Below are 17182 nucleotides of genomic sequence, written 5' to 3'. Positions count from 1 at the left end.
GGTGAGGGGCTAGCATTGGAACGCCCTCATCCCAGCCTTCTCCCCCAGGAGAAGGGGAAAACCAAAGCTCTCACCTTGGGGAGTGGGATAACTCGATTCAGTCCCCTCTCCCTTGAGGGAGAGGGTTAGGGTGAGGGGGATTTAGCATTGGAACGCCCTCATCCCAACCTTCTCCCCCAGGAGAAGGGGAATAGGAATCAGGTCACAGGAGCCGGGTTAAACACCGCCAGAGCATTGTGTAAACCCCACTGGTCTGAGAAGGTTTTCTTGCGTCCGCTTGCGACATCAAGAATAAATTTGAACAACTCCCAGCCCACGTCCTCAATCGTTGCTTCACCTGTCGCGATGGTGCCTGCGTTGATATCCATTAAGTCATACCAACGGTTTGCCAACGCGGTGCGGGTGGCCATTTTAATGACTGGAACGGCCAGCAAGCCATACGGTGTCCCGCGACCGGTCGTGAACACTTGTACTGTAATCCCTGATGCCACCTGTTGAGTGCCGCAAACGAAATCGCTGGCTGGCGTGGCGGCGAAAATCAGGCCGCGTTTGGTTGGACGTTGTCCTGGGGAAAGCACTTCAACAATCGCGCTTTGACCTGATTTGGCAATGGAGCCGAGCGCTTTTTCCACCACGTTTGCCAGGCCGCCTTTTTTGTTGCCGGGGGATGGGTTGGCGCTGCGGTCAGTTTTCCCCATATCAAGGTAGTTGTCGTACCATGCCATCTCTTCGAGCAGGCGTTTGCCGACTTCTTCGTTGATGGCACGTGGCGTTAACAAGTGGATGGCGTCGCGCACTTCGGTGACTTCAGAGAACATTACCGTTGCGCCACAGCGCACCAGTAAGTCAGAGGCGTAACCTACCGCTGGGTTTGCTGTGACGCCGGAGAACGCATCGCTGCCGCCACATTGCATACCGACAACCAGTTCAGATGCCGGGCAGGTTTCGCGTTGGCGCTGGTTCAGTTTTACCAAATGGCGCTCTGCAACGGTCAGAATATCGTCGACCATTGATTTAAAGCCGACGTGGTGTTCGTCTTGCAGGCGCACAATACTGGCGTCGCCGACGTTAATGGATTGAACGTCATCGGTCCCTTCCAGCAGACGTTCTGGCTGTAACTTCTCACAGCCCAGGCCAATCACCATAATCTCGCCGCCGAAGTTTGGGTTCAGAGAGATGTTATGGATAGTGCGAATGGGAATGACCGCCGCAGGAGCGTTGATGGCCACGCCGCAACCGTAGAGGTGGTTCAGACCGACCACGCCGTCGACGTTCGGGTAGCGCGGCAGCAAATCACGTTCAATAATTTTGATGACATAATCCACCACGCCTGCAACGCAATGTACGCTGGTGGTGATGCCAAGCAGGTTCTTGGTGCCCACGCTGCCGTCTGCGTTGCGGTAACCTTCAAACGTGTAGCCTTCAAGCGGTGGCATCGGCTCCGGCACTTTAGTGGCCAATGGCAGAGTGTGGAGCGGTGGCGCTTTTGGCAATTCCACTAAAGACTCGTCAATCCAGCTGCCGCGTGGAATATCACGCACCGCGTAACCAATGACTTCACCGTAGCGAATAATTTCACCCTGCGCCGGAATATCAACCAGCGCGGCTTTATGCCCTTGTGGAATATGTTCAATCAGCTCGAGTCCATCCGGAAAACGGGTTCCAGCTTTTAAACCATTGTCATTAACAATAATAGCGACATTATCCGTGTCATGAACCTTTATATAAAACGACCCAGGTGGTTGTTGTTTAATTTCTATATTTGACATTGTCGCTACTCTCCAGATATTACCTGAATGTTTATGAATAATTGTCTTATCGTGATTTCATCACAAGCTAAATAAAGAATGTCAGGCTGCGAGGAATAAAAATGTGACAGGGATCACTTTATATTATGAGGCCTTGCTCACGAACAAGGGTAATCGATGAATTTGTGCAATACACCCCACAAATATGTGCATAAGTTTAATTATTTAATGTTTTAAGTGTTATTAATTGTGCATTTGTCCAATGTCCATTCGTTCTGTGCTGGCTATACTGTGTTGCGATGAATGGCGAATAACAAACACCAGGTTAATTTCAATTGGCGGTGTTATCCCCAAACTATTATTTCAAAAAGATAGTTGTGAAATACCGATTTTAATAAATAAAAAAATCCTTGAATTTAAGTACCCTCAACAGAGGATGTAGAAATGATTTTAGATACAGCAGTTGAGTCAAAAAAGGGTAAGAACACTCGATACTTAATATTATTAATTATTTTTATTGTGACGACGATTAACTATGCGGATCGCGCCACACTCTCCATTGCAGGGACTGAAGTTGCAAAAGAATTGCAGCTCAGTGCAATCTCAATGGGCTATATTTTCTCAGCATTTGGCTGGGCTTATCTGCTGATGCAAATCCCTGGCGGCTGGTTACTTGACCGCTACGGCTCGAAAAAAGTTTACACCTACAGCTTGTTCTTCTGGTCACTGTTCACTTTTATGCAGGGCTTTGTTGACATGGTGCCGCTGGCTTACGCGGGCATTTCCATGTTCATCATGCGCTTTATGCTTGGCTTCTCTGAAGCGCCTTCTTTCCCGGCAAACGCCCGTATTGTTGCCGCCTGGTTCCCGACGAAAGAACGCGGTACAGCGTCTGCGATTTTTAACTCTGCACAATATTTCTCGCTGGCACTTTTCTCACCGTTGCTTGGTTGGCTGACCTTTGCATGGGGCTGGGAGCATGTGTTTACGGTAATGGGCGGGATTGGCTTTGTGCTTACCTTCCTGTGGGTGAAGTTCATCCATAACCCGACTGACCACCCGCGGATGTCAAAAGAAGAGCTGGATTACATCACCAAAGGTGGCGCGGTGGTCGATATGGACCACAAAAAACCCGGTGCCGTCGTTCAGGGCCCAAAACTGCACTACATCAAACAATTGCTTACTAACCGCATGATGTTGGGTGTGTTTTTTGGCCAGTACTTCATCAACACCATTACCTGGTTCTTCCTGACGTGGTTCCCGATTTACCTGGTGCAAGACAAAGGGATGTCGATTCTGAAGGTAGGGATGGTTGCTTCAATCCCGGCACTGTGTGGCTTCGCCGGCGGCGTGTTGGGCGGCGTATTCTCTGATTCGTTAATCAAACGCGGTTACTCGCTGACCGTTGCTCGTAAGATACCGATTGTTCTCGGAATGCTGCTGGCTTCAACCATTATTCTTTGTAACTACACCGACAGCACGGCTCTGGTCATTGTCCTGATGGCATTCGCCTTCTTCGGCAAAGGTTTTGGTGCTCTGGGTTGGCCGGTGATTGCTGATACCGCACCAAAAGAGATGGTTGGCCTGTGCGGTGCGGTTTTCAACGTGTTCGGCAATGTGGCTTCTATCGTGACTCCACTGGTGATTGGCTACCTGGTGTCTGAGCTTCACTCTTTCAATGCGGCGCTGATTTTTGTGGGCTGCTCGGCGCTGATGGCAATGGTTTGTTATCTGTTCGTTGTGGGTGACATTAAACGTATGGAATTGCAGAAGTAAGCAATTGAAAAACTAAGGTAAAACTCATGAATAACAACGTTTTCCCAAATAAATTCAAAGCGGCACTGGCAGCACACCAGACACAAATCGGTTGCTGGTCGGCGTTAGCCAACCCCATCAGCACTGAAGTGCTGGGCCTGGCCGGGTTCGACTGGATTGTGCTGGATGGCGAACATGCGCCAAACGATATCACCACGTTTATTCCGCAACTGATGGCGCTGAAAGGCAGCCACAGCGCGCCGGTGGTACGCGTTCCAACGAACGAGCCGGTGATTATCAAGCGCCTGCTGGATATCGGCTTCTATAACTTCCTGATCCCGTTTGTGGAAAATGTGGAAGAAGCGGTACAAGCCGTGGCGTCGACTCGTTATCCGCCGGAAGGGATTCGTGGGGTATCGGTTTCTCATCGCGCCAATATGTTTGGCACCGTGCCGGATTACTTTGCCCAGTCCAATAAGAACATCACCATCCTGGTTCAGATTGAGAGCCAGCAGGGTGTCGACAATGTGGATGCCATTGCCGCTACTGACGGCGTGGACGGCATCTTTGTCGGCCCAAGCGATCTGGCTGCGGCGTTTGGCCACCTCGGCAATGCAAATCACCCAGAGGTTCAGCACGCGATTCAGCACATTTTTGCTCGTGCCAAAGCACACGGTAAACCGTCTGGCATCCTGGCTCCTGTTGAAGCTGACGCCCGCCGTTACCTGGAAATGGGCGCAACGTTTGTTGCCGTGGGCAGTGATTTGGGCGTGTTCCGTTCTGCCACGCAAAAATTGTGCGACCAGTTTAAAAAATAACTTCCACCTGTAAATAACGAGAGAGATTGACGATATGACACTGAAAATTGGGTTTATTGGCCTGGGCATCATGGGCAAACCAATGAGTAAAAACCTCATCAAAGCCGGTTACTCCCTGGTGGTTGCTGACCGTAATGCTGAAGCGATTGCTGAAGTGATTGCGGCAGGTGCAGAAACTGCGGCTACTCCAAAAGATATTGCTGAGCAGTGTGATGTGATTATCACCATGCTGCCTAACTCCCCGCACGTTAAAGAAGTCGCGCTTGGCGAAAACGGCATTATCGAAGGGGCCAAACCTGGCACCGTGGTTATCGACATGAGCTCCATCGCGCCGTTAGCAAGCCGTGAAATCAGCGAAGCGCTGAAAGCAAAAGGCATCGACATGCTGGACGCGCCAGTCAGCGGTGGTGAGCCAAAAGCGATTGAAGGCACGCTGTCTGTGATGGTTGGCGGTGATAAAGCCATTTTCGATAAGTATTACGATCTGCTGAAAGCGATGGCCGGTTCCGTGGTGCATACCGGTGATATCGGTGCGGGCAACGTCACTAAATTGGCAAACCAGGTGATTGTGGCGCTGAACATTGCGGCGATGTCTGAAGCGCTGGTGCTGGCAACCAAAGCGGGCGTAAATCCTGAATTGGTCTTCCAGGCCATTCGTGGCGGGCTTGCGGGCAGCACCGTTCTGGAAGCCAAAGCGCCGATGGTGCTGGACCGTAACTTCAAACCGGGTTTCCGAATCGATCTGCATATTAAAGATTTGGCTAACGCGCTGGATACGTCCCACGGTGTGGGGGCGCAACTGCCGCTGACGGCTGCGGTCATGGAAATGATGCAAGCGCTGCGTGCGGACGGTCATGGTAACGATGACCACAGTGCGATTGCGTGCTACTACGAAAAACTGGCGAAAGTAGAAGTCAGTAAATAAAAGAGAGGGGCATCCCAGGATGCCCGATTTTCTCGGCACTTTTTTGGCATGGACTCATTATGAAAATCGTAATCGCACCCGACTCTTATAAAGAAAGCCTCTCAGCGGTTGATGTGGCGCAGGCTATTGAAAAAGGTTTCCGCGAAATATTTCCTGATGCGGAATATGTATCGATCCCGGTTGCCGATGGCGGGGAAGGTACGGTCGATGCCATGATCAGTGCCACGCAGGGTAAGAAAATCACCACCACGGTGACAGGGCCGTTGGGCGAGCCGGTGACGGCATGCTGGGGAATGTCAGGCGATGGTAAAACTGCATTTATCGAGATGGCCGAAGCCAGTGGTCTTGCGCTGGTATCCATTGAAAATCGTAATCCGCTGATTACGACCTCGCGCGGTACAGGTGAGCTGATATTACGTGCGCTGGATAACGGTGCACGCAACATTATTATTGGCATCGGCGGTAGCGCAACCAACGACGGCGGTGCGGGTATGGTGCAGGCGTTGGGGGCAAAACTGCGCGACGCAATGGGCAAAGAAATCAGCCATGGCGGTGGCAGTTTAATGAGTCTGGACAGCATAGATGTGGCTAATCTGGACTGTCGCCTGGCAGATTGCGTGATTAATGTTGCCTGTGATGTGACTAACCCATTGATTGGCGACAACGGCGCATCACGCATTTTCGGGCCGCAAAAAGGGGCAGATGAAGCGATGATTGTTGAGCTCGATGCTAATCTTGCTCATTTCGCCAATGTGATAAAAAAAGATTTGCACATCGATGTGAAAAACGCAGAAGGCGCAGGTGCGGCAGGCGGTATGGGGGCGGCATTAATGGCGTTCCTTGGTGCCGAATTGCGCAGCGGCGTCGAGATTGTGACGGAAGCTTTGCATCTTGAAGAACATATCCATGACTGCTCGCTGGTGGTCACTGGCGAAGGGCGCATGGACAGCCAGAGCATCCGCGGCAAAGTCCCTGTGGGCGTAGCGGCCGTGGCAAAAAAATACCGCAAGCCGGTTATCGGTATTGCGGGGGCGCTGACCAGCGATGTGGCCATTGTCCATCAATATGGCATCGACGCGGTGTTTAGCGTGCTTAACAGTATTGGTACGCTGGAAGAAGCGCTGAAAAATGCGTTTGATAATATCTACCGTGCCTCGCGCAATATTGCAGCAACGTTGGCGGTGGGGATGAATATCAATCATTAGCGGAGGTGACAGAGGAACATAAACCCTCTATACTTCGCGCCGAAGCTGACCAGACAGTCGCCGCTTCGTCGTCGTCCTTCTTCGGAAGGAGACAGGCGGAGGGGAGGAAAGTCCGGGCTCCATAGGGCAGGGTGCCAGGTAACGCCTGGGGGGGTAACCCACGACCAGTGCAACAGAGAGCAAACCGCCGATGGCCCACGCAAGTGGGATCAGGTAAGGGTGAAAGGGTGCGGTAAGAGCGCACCGCGCGACTGGTAACAGTTCGTGGCACGGTAAACTCCACCCGGAGCAAGGCCAAATAGGGGTTCACAAGGTACGGCCCGTACTGAACCCGGGTAGGCTGCTTGAGCCAGTGAGCGATTGCTGGCCTAGATGAATGACTGTCCACGACAGAACCCGGCTTATCGGTCAGCTTCAACCATTCATAGACGCCCTGCACAGTGAGAACTGAGCAGGGCGTTTTGCATTTTAAGCTCCCCCCCTAACCCTAACCCTAACCCTAACCCTCTCCCTGAGGGAGAGGGGATAGATCGAGCTGGAAAGCTGGCGTGTTTTTCTCCCTGTTGATGAGGGGATACATCGAGCTGGAAAACTTACGTGTTTTCTCCCTCTCCTGGGGGAGAGGGTTGGGGTGAGGGCGAACAATTGCCATAATAGAACTCCCTTCCCATCATCGGACTACCCTGCATGATCAAATCCCTGTATATCGACAACTACCGCTCAGTGCGCAAACTTTCCATCGACCTGGAAAGGCTGAACGTGGTTGTCGGGCCGAACGGCTGCGGTAAATCCAACATCTATAAAGCTATCCATTTGATCCATGGGGCGGCGATGGGGCAGCTATCCCATTGGCTATCGGATGAAGGCGGGATCCAGAAAGTGATGTGGGCGGGCGATCGCGCCAAAGGGTACGCCAGCGCACCGCGCCGCATGACGCTTGCGGTAGATACCGACGATTTTGAATATGAATTACAGATCGGTTTCCCCGATAAACTGCCGTATCCAACCATGTTCGACCTCGACCCCATCGTCAAAGAAGAACAAATCTGGTTGAGCGGTTTTCGCCGTCGCCCTTCGTCTTCCATCATGCATCGGCGCAATCAGGCTGTTTTTCTCAACGATGTGACGGGGGAAAAGGTGACACATGCCGCCACGCTTTACGAAAACGAATCGTTGTTCGGTCAGCTAGGTGAACCGCACCTCTATCCTGAAGTATCCCGTGCACGCGAAATACTGCGTAATTGGCGTTTCTACCATGAGTTCGATATTTCAAAGGGGGCCGGGCTGCGTTTGCCGCAGGTGGGATATCGCTCGCCAGTGCTGGCCGGTGATGGTTTGAATTTAGCCGCCGCTTTCCAGACCATCGTTGAAATTGGCGATAGCGAATTATTGTTTGCGGTGCTGAATGACGCTTTCCCGGAATGCACGTTCTTCTGTGATAACAGTAACGGGCGCTTCCAGATGATGATGCACCGCCAGGGGATTAATCGCCCACTGGAGTCGGCTGAGTTTTCTGACGGAACGTTACGTTTTCTGTGCCTGACCGTCGCGCTACTTAGTCCAAGGCCGCCACGTTTTATTGCCCTTAATGAACCGGAAAACAGTCTGCATCCGCAAATGTTGCCTGCATTGGCACGTCTGATTGCCGAAGCGAGCCGCTACACGCAAATTTGGTTAACCAGCCATTCGCCAGAACTGGCGACACTTATTGAGAGGCATACACCGTTTACGTTGTATCAATTGTCGATTGAGAATGGAGAAACGCGCGTTAACCGACTTTCCTGATAATTTGCTGTAACGATATGGCAATATGCCAGATGAAAAATCTAATTCTTAACGTTAATGACACAATAATCAGTGATTAATGCTGATGTGCTGCTATGGCGTGAAGTGTATCAAGATCTGAGCGCCGAATTGTCACATCGCATTAACCTAAGTTGTTGCTCCAGCTCACATTATCTGCGACCAGGTAATCCCATAAAAATAAAGTGGTTATTAATAAAATCATTAAAAACAATGAATTAACTTTTAAGATATTGCTTTCCAATAACTCCTTTCTACTAAATCATCGAAATGATGTGTGAAAAGTGCAGATTATTCTCTGAATGGAGAAATTTTTACTCTTTTGTCAGGCATGGCTTCGTAGAGTAGCAAATTTTTTCTCCACCGCTCGCGCTATCCTTTTCGAATACTAATAACACCACCAGAACAATAATTTCAGTAATGAGAATGTCTGGTAATCACTCTGTATTTAATTATAACAATTAAAACCTACACGTATAAGCGAGCACTTTTATGGAAACGGGAAGCATTACTGCGGTTAATATTCCAGCATCCGGTAGAGCTGGAATGACAGAAAGTGAATGGCAAGCAGCGACTAAGTTCGATAGTACCGATGTCGGCTGGGTCATTATGAGTATCGGAATGGCAATTGGTGCCGGAATAGTTTTTTTACCCGTTCAGGTTGGATTAATGGGCTTGTGGGTGTTCCTGCTCTCTTCGGTCGTTGGATATCCAGCAATGTATCTGTTCCAACGTCTGTTTATTAATACCCTTGCCGAATCGCCTGAGTGTAAAGATTATCCCAGTGTGATCAGCGGTTATTTGGGTAAAAACTGGGGCATATTATTAGGTGCGCTGTATTTTATTATGTTGGTCATCTGGATGTTTGTTTACTCCACTGCCATCACGAATGACAGCGCCTCTTATTTGCATACCTTTGGCGTGACCGAAGGGCTGTTATCAGATAATCCATTCTATGGATTGGCACTGATTTGTATCCTGGTCGCCATCTCTTCACGAGGCGAACAGCTTTTATTTAAAGTCTCAAGCTTCATGGTGCTGGCAAAACTGTTGGTGGTCGCGGCACTTGGGGTATCAATGATAGGTATGTGGCACCTCTATAACACCGGGGCACTTCCGCCAGCAGGATTGTTGGTTAAGAACGCTATTATTACTCTGCCATTTACCTTGACCTCTATTCTGTTTATTCAAACACTGAGCCCGATGGTTATTTCATATCGCTCGAAGGAAAAATCACGGGAAGTTGCGCGTTTTAAAGCGCTGCGCGCTATGAATATCGCGTTCGGTATCCTTTTCGTAACGGTGTTCTTTTATGCTGTATCTTTCACACTGGCGATGGGACATGACGAAGCAGTAAAAGCCTATGAGCAGAATATTTCTGCCCTCGCCATTGCTGCCCAGTTCATTGATGGAGCCTCGGGTGCGTGGGTCACAGTCGTCAGCGTAATGCTAAATATCTTTGCTGTAATGACGGCGTTCTTTGGTGTTTATCTTGGTTTCCGTGAAGCGACTCAAGGTATCGTGATTAATATTTTACGTCGCAGAATGCCAGAAGAAAAAATAAACCAGAAATGGGTGCAGCGCGGAATTATGGTATTCGCCATTTTGTTGGCATGGAGTGCAATTGTCCTTAATGCACCCGTCTTAAGCTTTACATCAATTTGCAGCCCAATATTCGGCATGGTCGGTTGTTTAATCCCGGCGTGGCTGGTTTATAAAGTTCCCGCATTGCATAAATACAAAGGAACTTCACTGGTGATTATCATTATTACCGGATTGCTGCTGTGTATTTCTCCATTCCTCGCTTTCTCCTGATAAGCAGGTCTTTGAATTGTAGTTCCAGGAATTAAGGCTAAAAAAATGGCAAATTCAGAAATGAATCCCGCGTGGGCTGAGTTAATCCGCGCGGTAAAACAAAATGTGAAGCCAGCGGTAGGGTGTACTGAACCTGTTTCGCTGGCGTTGGCAAGCGCACTGGCAGCCTCACATTTGGCTGGGAGAGTGACACGAATTGAGGCCAGAGTTTCACCGAATCTGATGAAAAATGGTATGGGTGTCACCGTGCCGGGAACGGGAATGGTGGGTTTGCCCATTGCCGCAGCGGTGGGTGCATTGGGTGGCGATCCGCATGCCGGTCTAGAAGTTCTCAAAGGCGCGCCGGTAGAGGCAATTGCCGCCGGAAAATTGCTGCTGGCAAGTGGCAAAGTGAAGGTGACGATTCAGGAACCTTGTGAAGAAATTCTCTATACCAGCGTCACTGTTTACACCGAAGAAGCGTCAGCCAGCGTGGTTATTTCTGGCGCGCATACGAGGGTGACTCGTATCGAAAAGGATGGAGTGGTGTTGTTCGATGCGAAAGAAGCAGCGCATCCTGCGGAGAATGCACAAGCATGCCATATGGAGCGATTTACCCTGGCGCAACTTGTTGAATTTGCTCAGTCCGTTCCCTTTGAAGATATCGGTTTCATCCTTGATGCGGCGTTGCTCAACGGTGAGCTGTCGCGCGAAGGACTGCGGGCGCAGTATGGTTTGCATATTGGTTCGACACTCCAGCGCCAGCAAGACAGAGGCCTAATGGCTAAAGATCTGTTAACAGACATTATGATACGTACTGCGGCAGCGTCTGATGCGCGAATGGGGGGCGCATGCCTTCCTGCAATGAGCAATTCAGGTTCGGGTAATCAGGGTATTACAGCGACGATGCCTGTTGTCGTGGTGGCTGAGCACCTGGGTTGCGATAGCGAGCAGTTGGCACGAGCACTGATGCTTTCCCATCTCACAGCCATCTACATTCACCATCAGCTACCGTCGTTGTCTGCATTGTGCGCGGCAACCACGGCAGCGATGGGCGCGGCGGCAGGGATAACTTGGTTAATTGATGGAAGTTATCAGAGTATCTCAATGGCGATAAGCAACATGATTGGTGATGTCAGCGGGATGATTTGCGATGGCGCATCAAATAGTTGTGCAATGAAAGTTTCGACCAGCGCGGCTTCGGCCTGGAAATCGGTTCTGATGGCGCTGGACAATAGCTCCGTCACGGGTAATGAAGGGATTGTCGCGAATGATGTGGAGCAGTCGATCCGCAATCTGTGTGCACTGGCAAGCCAGTCAATGCAGCACACAGACCGTCAGATTATTTCGATCATGTCGAGTAAAGTCGGCTGATAAAACGGGATGCTACAAAGTGGCTTCTTCTTCCGCTAACCGTGCATCCGCGTCGATAACAATGGCTTCCAGCTCGTTCAACATTTCGTCGTAGCTGAGTTCTGATTCAGCGGTTGCCGTTACAATGGCAGCCGCTGCCACAGGCGATGGCGTTGCTTTTTTTGTACTCTTCCGGGTAGCCAGTTTTTTGCTCACTGATAACTCCTGTTGGTCTAACGTTGTCACTGGTCAGACCGGTAAATCTATCAGCAATGCGCGCAATGGGGTATCTGCAACCAGCGTAATGTTAGCCTCATCACGAATAAAAGCGCCGTCACCACAGGTAAGCCCTTCTTTTTCTTCGGTAGAAGTAACCGCATGAACCGTGCCATGAATTGACTGCAAATACGCACGCGGGCCATGTAACTGGAAACTTAACTGCTGGCCTTTCTCGAGTTCAATCTGGTGAATCCACACTTGCTGACGTAATTGCAGGCTCTGCTGGCTACCATCAGGCGAGGCCAGTAATTGCTGCGGTTGGTTTGCTAACGTGATTTTTTGCACCAGCGCATTTTCACGTTCCGGGCATGCATCGAGCCACAGCTGCATGCGTGTCAGTGAATTTTCTTTACTGAGATTATGCTCGCTATAGCTAAGCCCCGGTTGGGTGGAAAGCAGCAGGGCTTCACCCGATTTAGCCTGAACGTGGTTACCTTCGCTGTCGCGGTATTCCGCTTCGCCTTCCAGAATCAAATTAAGAATATCGACCTTTGGATAGGTACGCGGCTGGAATGACGCGCCTGGCGCCAGCACTTCTTGGTTGAGTACGCGCAACGAAGCATAGCCCAGCAATTTCGGGTCGAAATAGTGACCGAATGAAAATGTATAGCGGGCCTGGAGCCATCCATAGTCCGCTTTTCCGCATTGTTTGGCAGTTCTTGGCGTAATCATAATTTCTTGACCTCTTTTTACACTAGGCCCATGGTAAAACTCTGGACGCTGCATTGTTAGCCAGTTAATCTGCTGGGTATGTTCAAATTTCCTGAATGAGAACCCCATGGCTAAAGAGAGAGCATTGACGCTGGAAGCATTGCGGGTAATGGACGCAATTGACAGGCGTGGGAGTTTCGCCGCCGCTGCTGATGAGCTGGGGCGTGTGCCGTCGGCACTGAGTTACACCATGCAGAAGCTTGAAGAAGAATTGGATGTTGTGTTGTTTGACCGTTCTGGCCATCGCACTAAATTTACTAATGTCGGGCGTATGTTGCTGGAACGTGGGCGTGTTTTGCTCGAAGCGGCTGACAAACTAACGACCGATGCCGAAGCGCTGGCTCGGGGTTGGGAAACACATCTGACTATCGTGACTGAAGCACTGGTGCCAGCGACTAAATTATATCCCTTGGTGGAGAAGCTTGCGGATAAAGCGGATACCCAGTTGTCGATTATTACCGAAGTATTGGCGGGGTCCTGGGAGCGTCTGGAGCAGGGGCAAGCTGATATTGTCATTGCCCCCGATCTGCACTTCCGTTCATCTTCGGAAATCAACTCGCGCAAACTCTACAAAGTGATGAGCGTGTATGTTGCGGCACCTGACCACCCGATTCATAACGAGCCGGAGCCGCTTTCGGAAGTGACTCGCGTTAAGTATCGTGGAATTGCAGTGGCGGATACTGCACGTGAACGCCCTGTGTTGACGGTGCGATTACTGGAGAAACAGCCGCGTCTGACGGTGAGTAGTATGGAAGATAAGCGTCAGGCGCTGTTGGCAGGGCTTGGTGTGGCGACAATGCCTTACCCCTTCGTTGAACAGGATATTGCCGAAGGGCGTTTACGCGTGGTGAGCCCTGAGTACACCAACGAAATTGACATTATTATGGCGTGGCGACGCGATAGCATGGGCGAGGCGAAAGCCTGGTGCCTGCGTGAGATACCTAAATTATTGAAATAAATACCCGTCATACTTCAAGTTGTCTCATTGTTGGCGTTGGCGCGTTCTCTTGCCGCCGCGATGCAACTTGAATTATTTAGGGCATAGATATCTGGGGAGGCGAACCACGCCCCCCATTGTTACTCGCTGACCAGTCGTGCATCCATTTCTTTTGGATCACGCCCAAACTTGTTTTCGCCCGGTGTGCCGTTCTGGCAGTTAAACACCAGAATAATCAGCCAACCGACTACGGGAATTAACAGCAGTAAAAGCCACCAGGCTGAACGATCGGTATCGTGCAAGCGCCGGAACTGCACAGCCCAGTAGGGCAAGATGATGAGCACACCGTAAATGGTGGTGAGCGCACCTTCATCCCCCGCGATGCGTAGACCTAGCATCTTATCCAGAATGCTTAATACCCCTGTCAGAACAAGGTTCACAAGGATGAACATCCAGTATTCTTTGCGGCGTGCACGCCCACTAAAGCCAACGTAATTTCTTAATACTTTGAAATACCAATCCATTTGTAGCCCGCCTTGAGTAGTCATCAATCACTTGATCTCTAAGTGATCTATTTCAAGAATAGCCATGAAAGGATTTTACGTAAATCATAGTGTGAATGAATTTTATCAACCTTTATTAAACCGCTCATCGCGACCGTGTGGCTCATTTAAATCTTGCGCAGGTCCAATGGAGATAATACCCGTCGGATTAATGGTTTTATGGCTACGGTAATAGTGATTGCGTATATGGGCGAAATCGACGGTTTCTGCAATGCCCGGCATTTGGTAGATATCCCGCAAGAATCCGTACACATTCAGGTAATCGCTAATGCGGTGTTTATCGCATTTAAAGTGAGTGACATAGACCGGGTCGAAACGAACCAGGGTTGTCCACAGGCGAATATCGGCTTCAGTAAATTGGTCGCCGGTTAAATAGCGGTGCTGACCCAGGATTTGCTCAACGCGAGCCAGCGATTCAAACACTTTCGTCACCGCTTCATCATAAGCTTCTTGCGAGGTGGCGAAACCGGCCTTATACACGCCGTTATTAATCGTGTCGTAAATCCAGGTATTCAGCTCATCAATCTTGTTGCGTAACGGCGGAGGATAATAATCTCCAGCGCGAGCCCCTTTGGCATCGAACGCGGTATTGAGCATACGAATGATTTCAGCAGATTCGTTACTGACGATAGTCTGGGTTTTCTTATCCCATAAAACCGGAACGGTGACGCGGCCAGTGTAGTTTGGGTCGGCTTGCAAATAGAGTTGATAGAGATATTCGTGTTGGTATAAGCCATCGCCGGTCGCGTTCGGGAAATCGTCATCGAACGTCCAGCCATCCTGCAACATCAGCGGGTTTACCACCGAAACCGTGATAAAAGACTCGAGGCCTTTTAAGGCTCGCATGATTAAGGTGCGATGCGCCCACGGACAGGCGAGGGAAACATAGAGATGGTAACGATCTTTCTCCGCGGCGAAGCCACCTTTACCGTTCGGGCCGGGTTCACCATCGGCAGTCAACCAGTTGCGAAACGCTGATTCAGAACGTTTGAAGCTGCCACCGGTTGATTTGGTGTCGTACCAGACATCGTGCCAGACGCCATCAATGAGCTGTCCCATGTTTCTTTCCTCTTCATCGACCTTAAAAACAAAAAAGCGAAGGGATTAACCTTCGCTTTTATTCAATTCAGTATAGAGCCTTACCAGTTTTTCTTCAGCAGACGGTCGATGCTGTATGCGCCCGGCCCGAAGATTGCCAGTAACAGGTAACCACCGGCGATGGTGAAGTTCTTCATAAACATGGTGGAGTTCATGCCTTCAGCAAAGTTACCGTGGAACAGGAACGCAGTCAGAATGGTAAACACCGCAGTAATAATCGCTGTGGTACGAGTGAAAAAGCCGAACAGAATTGCCAGACCGCCGCCAAACTCAAGCAGAATAGTCAGTGGCAACAAGAAACCTGGGACGCCCATCGCTTCCATATATTGTTGAGTGCCAGCGTAACCATTAATTTTGCCCCAGCCCGCAACGATGAACAGAATCGGCATCAGGACACGAGCTAACAGTACACCTGCATCATCTAATTTTTTCATTTTACTCTCCAGCGAATCTCTTGTGGGTGCTATCAGCCCAGCGATGTTTGTCTTTGCAATTTCCGGTAGTTACCGTTGATTGCGGTTGATGTGGAGGATAATAGACGTGACGTTAAAGGATTGTTAGCAAGGAAAACTGTCGATGTTTTTCAATAATACTGACTAATAGAAACGCCGCTGGTTAAGCGGCGCGAAGATTTAGTGGTATTGCTGCTGAATTGTGTTGCGGATCAAGCGCCATGCGCTCCAGGCACCAAAGCCGCGTCTGGCCCAACGCATCAGAAAACTTGGGTGGCGCACTGTCCAGATAGCCATAACGCTGCTGGCGATTAAAGCATAACTACGCAAGCTTAATAACGTGTTCCAGCCACGGTCATAAGCATCGGTCGCCTCAAGCCAGTTACGCCTTCCCGCGCTTAAATCCAGCCGTTGTTGCTGAATCTGGCTGAGTAGAAGTGCTTTGCGCTTATCAAGTTCACGTTTGCTCATGATTAGTCATCTTCCAGCAATGCACGGTCATTTTCCAGCTCGCGTCGTGTATGACGAAGCAGCGTGGACTGGCGAGATTTACGCAGCGTCCAGATGCCGCCGATCAACGCCAGTGCCAGTAAAACGACAGTCGTTGCGATCATGGCATTCAGACGGTACTGCGGTTCGACGGCCCAGAAAACCAGCACCACCAGGCTCATTAACCCGAAAGCTGCAAACAGCATGGTTAATCCGAGCATTAGCAGCAGCTGAACAAGATGAGCTTTCTCCTCTTCAAGCTCAACCACCGCAAGGCGTAAGCGCGTTTCCACCATCCCAACAATGATAGTGACGAGGCGTTGGCCTATACCGAGGACGCTTTTACCCGGCCCTTGTGTTTGATGGGATTCAGGCATAATTAACGACGAGTCAGCAAAACACCGAGCACGACGCCAATCGCCGCACCAATGCCCACGCCGGTCCATGGATTTTCACGGACATAATCGTCAGCTTTGGCAGCCGCTTCACGTGTTTGTTTGGCAATCACGTCGCCGGTATCACCCAGACGTACGCGGCTTTCTTTCAATGCTTTTTCCGCTTTGCCACGCAGTCTTTCGAGTTCGGACTTAGACTTGTCCGTCGATGCACTCAGCACTTCTTCCAGGGTATCTGCCAGGGATTTCAACTCAGCGCGCAAGTGTTCTGATGTAGTATCTTTTGACATAATTTTCTCCAGGTCTTTGAAGTTTGGCGGTAACTTTTATTGAAGGAATTTAGTAATCACGAGCCTGTAAAGTTTTGAGCTCATGCTCAGCTTCGGAGAGCTTCTGTTCACGCTTAGAAATTTTATCAGCGTCGCCTTTTGCTCGCGCTTCTTTAAGGTCTGCTTTGCGTTCGGTGATCTCAGCTTTTTGCTCGTTGATTTTCTTCTGATGAGCCGCGCGTAAACTGCTGTCGGTACAATTGGCGCGGACTTCTTTCAACGCTTTGTTAAGCCCATCAACACGGCTTTGATTATGATGCTTCTCCGCATAGCCAATTTCACGCTGTATATCCTGCTCTTTTTCGCTACATAGCGAGTTTGCTTGCGCTAAAGAGGTCATAGATAACAAAGCGATAGCCAATACGGTACGAGTGTTCATGATAAAAACCTTCCATTGTGATGTACGTTTAGCCATGAGGTTAAGCACACATAAAGTCCAGAAATACGGCGAAAAGGGTGAGGTTTAACAATATAAGTAAGACCAAGCATAGTCAGAAATTGAGTAAAAACCCAATCCCTATTAACAAA

The 17182-nt window shown here is 50.0% G+C and carries 18 protein-coding genes and 1 other RNA gene; 9 read left to right on the top strand and 10 right to left on the bottom strand.

Annotated features, from left to right (window positions below; translation table 11 throughout):
- Positions 1-197: 197 nt before the first annotated feature.
- Positions 198-1769: a galactarate dehydratase gene (gene garD / locus RHD99_RS20895; protein WP_183272637.1), complete on the bottom strand. Its 1572-nt coding sequence runs from the start codon at positions 1767-1769 to the stop codon at positions 198-200.
- 423 nt (positions 1770-2192) lie between these two features.
- Here garD and RHD99_RS20890 point away from each other — a divergent pair, with 423 nt between their 5' ends.
- From RHD99_RS20890 to RHD99_RS20855, 8 genes are all read left to right on the top strand, one after another.
- Complete coding sequence (locus RHD99_RS20890) at positions 2193-3524, top strand: MFS transporter (protein ID WP_309876335.1); 1332 nt, start codon at positions 2193-2195, stop codon at positions 3522-3524.
- A 26-nt stretch (positions 3525-3550) separates the two neighbouring features.
- Positions 3551-4321, top strand: coding sequence for a 2-dehydro-3-deoxyglucarate aldolase (gene garL, locus RHD99_RS20885; protein WP_183272639.1), 771 nt, complete (start codon positions 3551-3553; stop codon positions 4319-4321).
- A gap of 34 nt (positions 4322-4355) precedes the next feature.
- A complete protein-coding gene (gene garR / locus RHD99_RS20880; protein ID WP_183272640.1) occupies positions 4356-5246 on the top strand; it encodes a 2-hydroxy-3-oxopropionate reductase in 891 nt (296 codons plus the stop codon).
- 59 nt (positions 5247-5305) lie between these two features.
- On the top strand, positions 5306-6451 hold the full coding sequence (gene garK / locus RHD99_RS20875) for a glycerate 2-kinase (protein ID WP_309876334.1): 1146 nt from the start codon (positions 5306-5308) through the stop codon (positions 6449-6451).
- Positions 6452-6492: 41 nt separating this feature from the next.
- An RNA gene (gene rnpB / locus RHD99_RS20870) (RNase P RNA component class A) lies at positions 6493-6871 on the top strand.
- 267 nt (positions 6872-7138) lie between these two features.
- Positions 7139-8236 carry an AAA family ATPase gene (locus RHD99_RS20865; protein ID WP_309876333.1) on the top strand — a complete coding sequence of 366 codons (1098 nt, stop codon included), beginning with the start codon at positions 7139-7141 and terminating at the stop codon, positions 8234-8236.
- A gap of 510 nt (positions 8237-8746) precedes the next feature.
- Positions 8747-10069 (top strand): SLC5/6 family protein, encoded by a 1323-nt coding sequence (locus tag RHD99_RS20860; RefSeq protein WP_309876332.1) that lies wholly within the window; start codon positions 8747-8749, stop codon positions 10067-10069.
- 45 nt (positions 10070-10114) lie between these two features.
- The gene (locus RHD99_RS20855) at positions 10115-11422 is read left to right on the top strand and encodes an L-cysteine desulfidase family protein (RefSeq protein WP_309876331.1); all 1308 of its coding nucleotides are present in this window, start codon (positions 10115-10117) and stop codon (positions 11420-11422) included.
- 12 nt (positions 11423-11434) lie between these two features.
- Here the strand turns inward: RHD99_RS20855 and RHD99_RS20850 are convergent, their stop codons facing one another.
- Positions 11435-11647, bottom strand: coding sequence for a protein YhaL (locus tag RHD99_RS20850; protein ID WP_374708447.1), 213 nt, complete (start codon positions 11645-11647; stop codon positions 11435-11437).
- A 3-nt stretch (positions 11648-11650) separates the two neighbouring features.
- The gene (locus RHD99_RS20845; protein WP_309876330.1) at positions 11651-12352 is read right to left on the bottom strand and encodes a pirin family protein; all 702 of its coding nucleotides are present in this window, start codon (positions 12350-12352) and stop codon (positions 11651-11653) included.
- 106 nt (positions 12353-12458) lie between these two features.
- Between RHD99_RS20845 and RHD99_RS20840 the strand changes: the two genes are divergently transcribed.
- The gene (locus RHD99_RS20840) at positions 12459-13349 is read left to right on the top strand and encodes a LysR family transcriptional regulator (RefSeq protein WP_183272646.1); all 891 of its coding nucleotides are present in this window, start codon (positions 12459-12461) and stop codon (positions 13347-13349) included.
- 119 nt (positions 13350-13468) lie between these two features.
- Here the strand turns inward: RHD99_RS20840 and RHD99_RS20835 are convergent, their stop codons facing one another.
- From RHD99_RS20835 to RHD99_RS20805, 7 genes are all read right to left on the bottom strand, one after another.
- Positions 13469-13852: a DUF805 domain-containing protein gene (locus RHD99_RS20835; protein ID WP_183272647.1), complete on the bottom strand. Its 384-nt coding sequence runs from the start codon at positions 13850-13852 to the stop codon at positions 13469-13471.
- A 105-nt stretch (positions 13853-13957) separates the two neighbouring features.
- Complete coding sequence (locus RHD99_RS20830; RefSeq protein ID WP_309876329.1) at positions 13958-14950, bottom strand: glutathione S-transferase family protein; 993 nt, start codon at positions 14948-14950, stop codon at positions 13958-13960.
- An 80-nt stretch (positions 14951-15030) separates the two neighbouring features.
- Positions 15031-15423: a DoxX family protein gene (locus tag RHD99_RS20825; protein ID WP_183272649.1), complete on the bottom strand. Its 393-nt coding sequence runs from the start codon at positions 15421-15423 to the stop codon at positions 15031-15033.
- 198 nt (positions 15424-15621) lie between these two features.
- Positions 15622-15915, bottom strand: a complete 294-nt coding sequence (locus tag RHD99_RS20820) for a YqjK-like family protein (protein WP_373925644.1) — start codon at positions 15913-15915, stop codon at positions 15622-15624.
- A complete protein-coding gene (locus tag RHD99_RS20815; RefSeq protein WP_183272651.1) occupies positions 15915-16307 on the bottom strand; it encodes a phage holin family protein in 393 nt (130 codons plus the stop codon). Before RHD99_RS20815 ends, RHD99_RS20820 begins: the two co-directional genes overlap by 1 nt.
- Positions 16308-16309: 2 nt before the next feature.
- Positions 16310-16615, bottom strand: coding sequence for an ElaB/YgaM/YqjD family protein (locus RHD99_RS20810; RefSeq protein ID WP_064540411.1), 306 nt, complete (start codon positions 16613-16615; stop codon positions 16310-16312).
- Between the two features lie 49 nt (positions 16616-16664).
- A complete protein-coding gene (locus RHD99_RS20805) occupies positions 16665-17033 on the bottom strand; it encodes a DUF1090 domain-containing protein (RefSeq protein ID WP_309876328.1) in 369 nt (122 codons plus the stop codon).
- Between the last annotated feature and the right edge of the window lie 149 nt (positions 17034-17182).

The sequence above is a fragment of the Buttiauxella selenatireducens genome, from assembly GCF_031432975.1.
Lineage (GTDB): Bacteria > Pseudomonadota > Gammaproteobacteria > Enterobacterales > Enterobacteriaceae > Buttiauxella > Buttiauxella selenatireducens.
The sequence above is the reverse complement of the archived record's forward strand: the minus strand, read 5'-3'. Positions and strand labels throughout refer to the sequence as shown.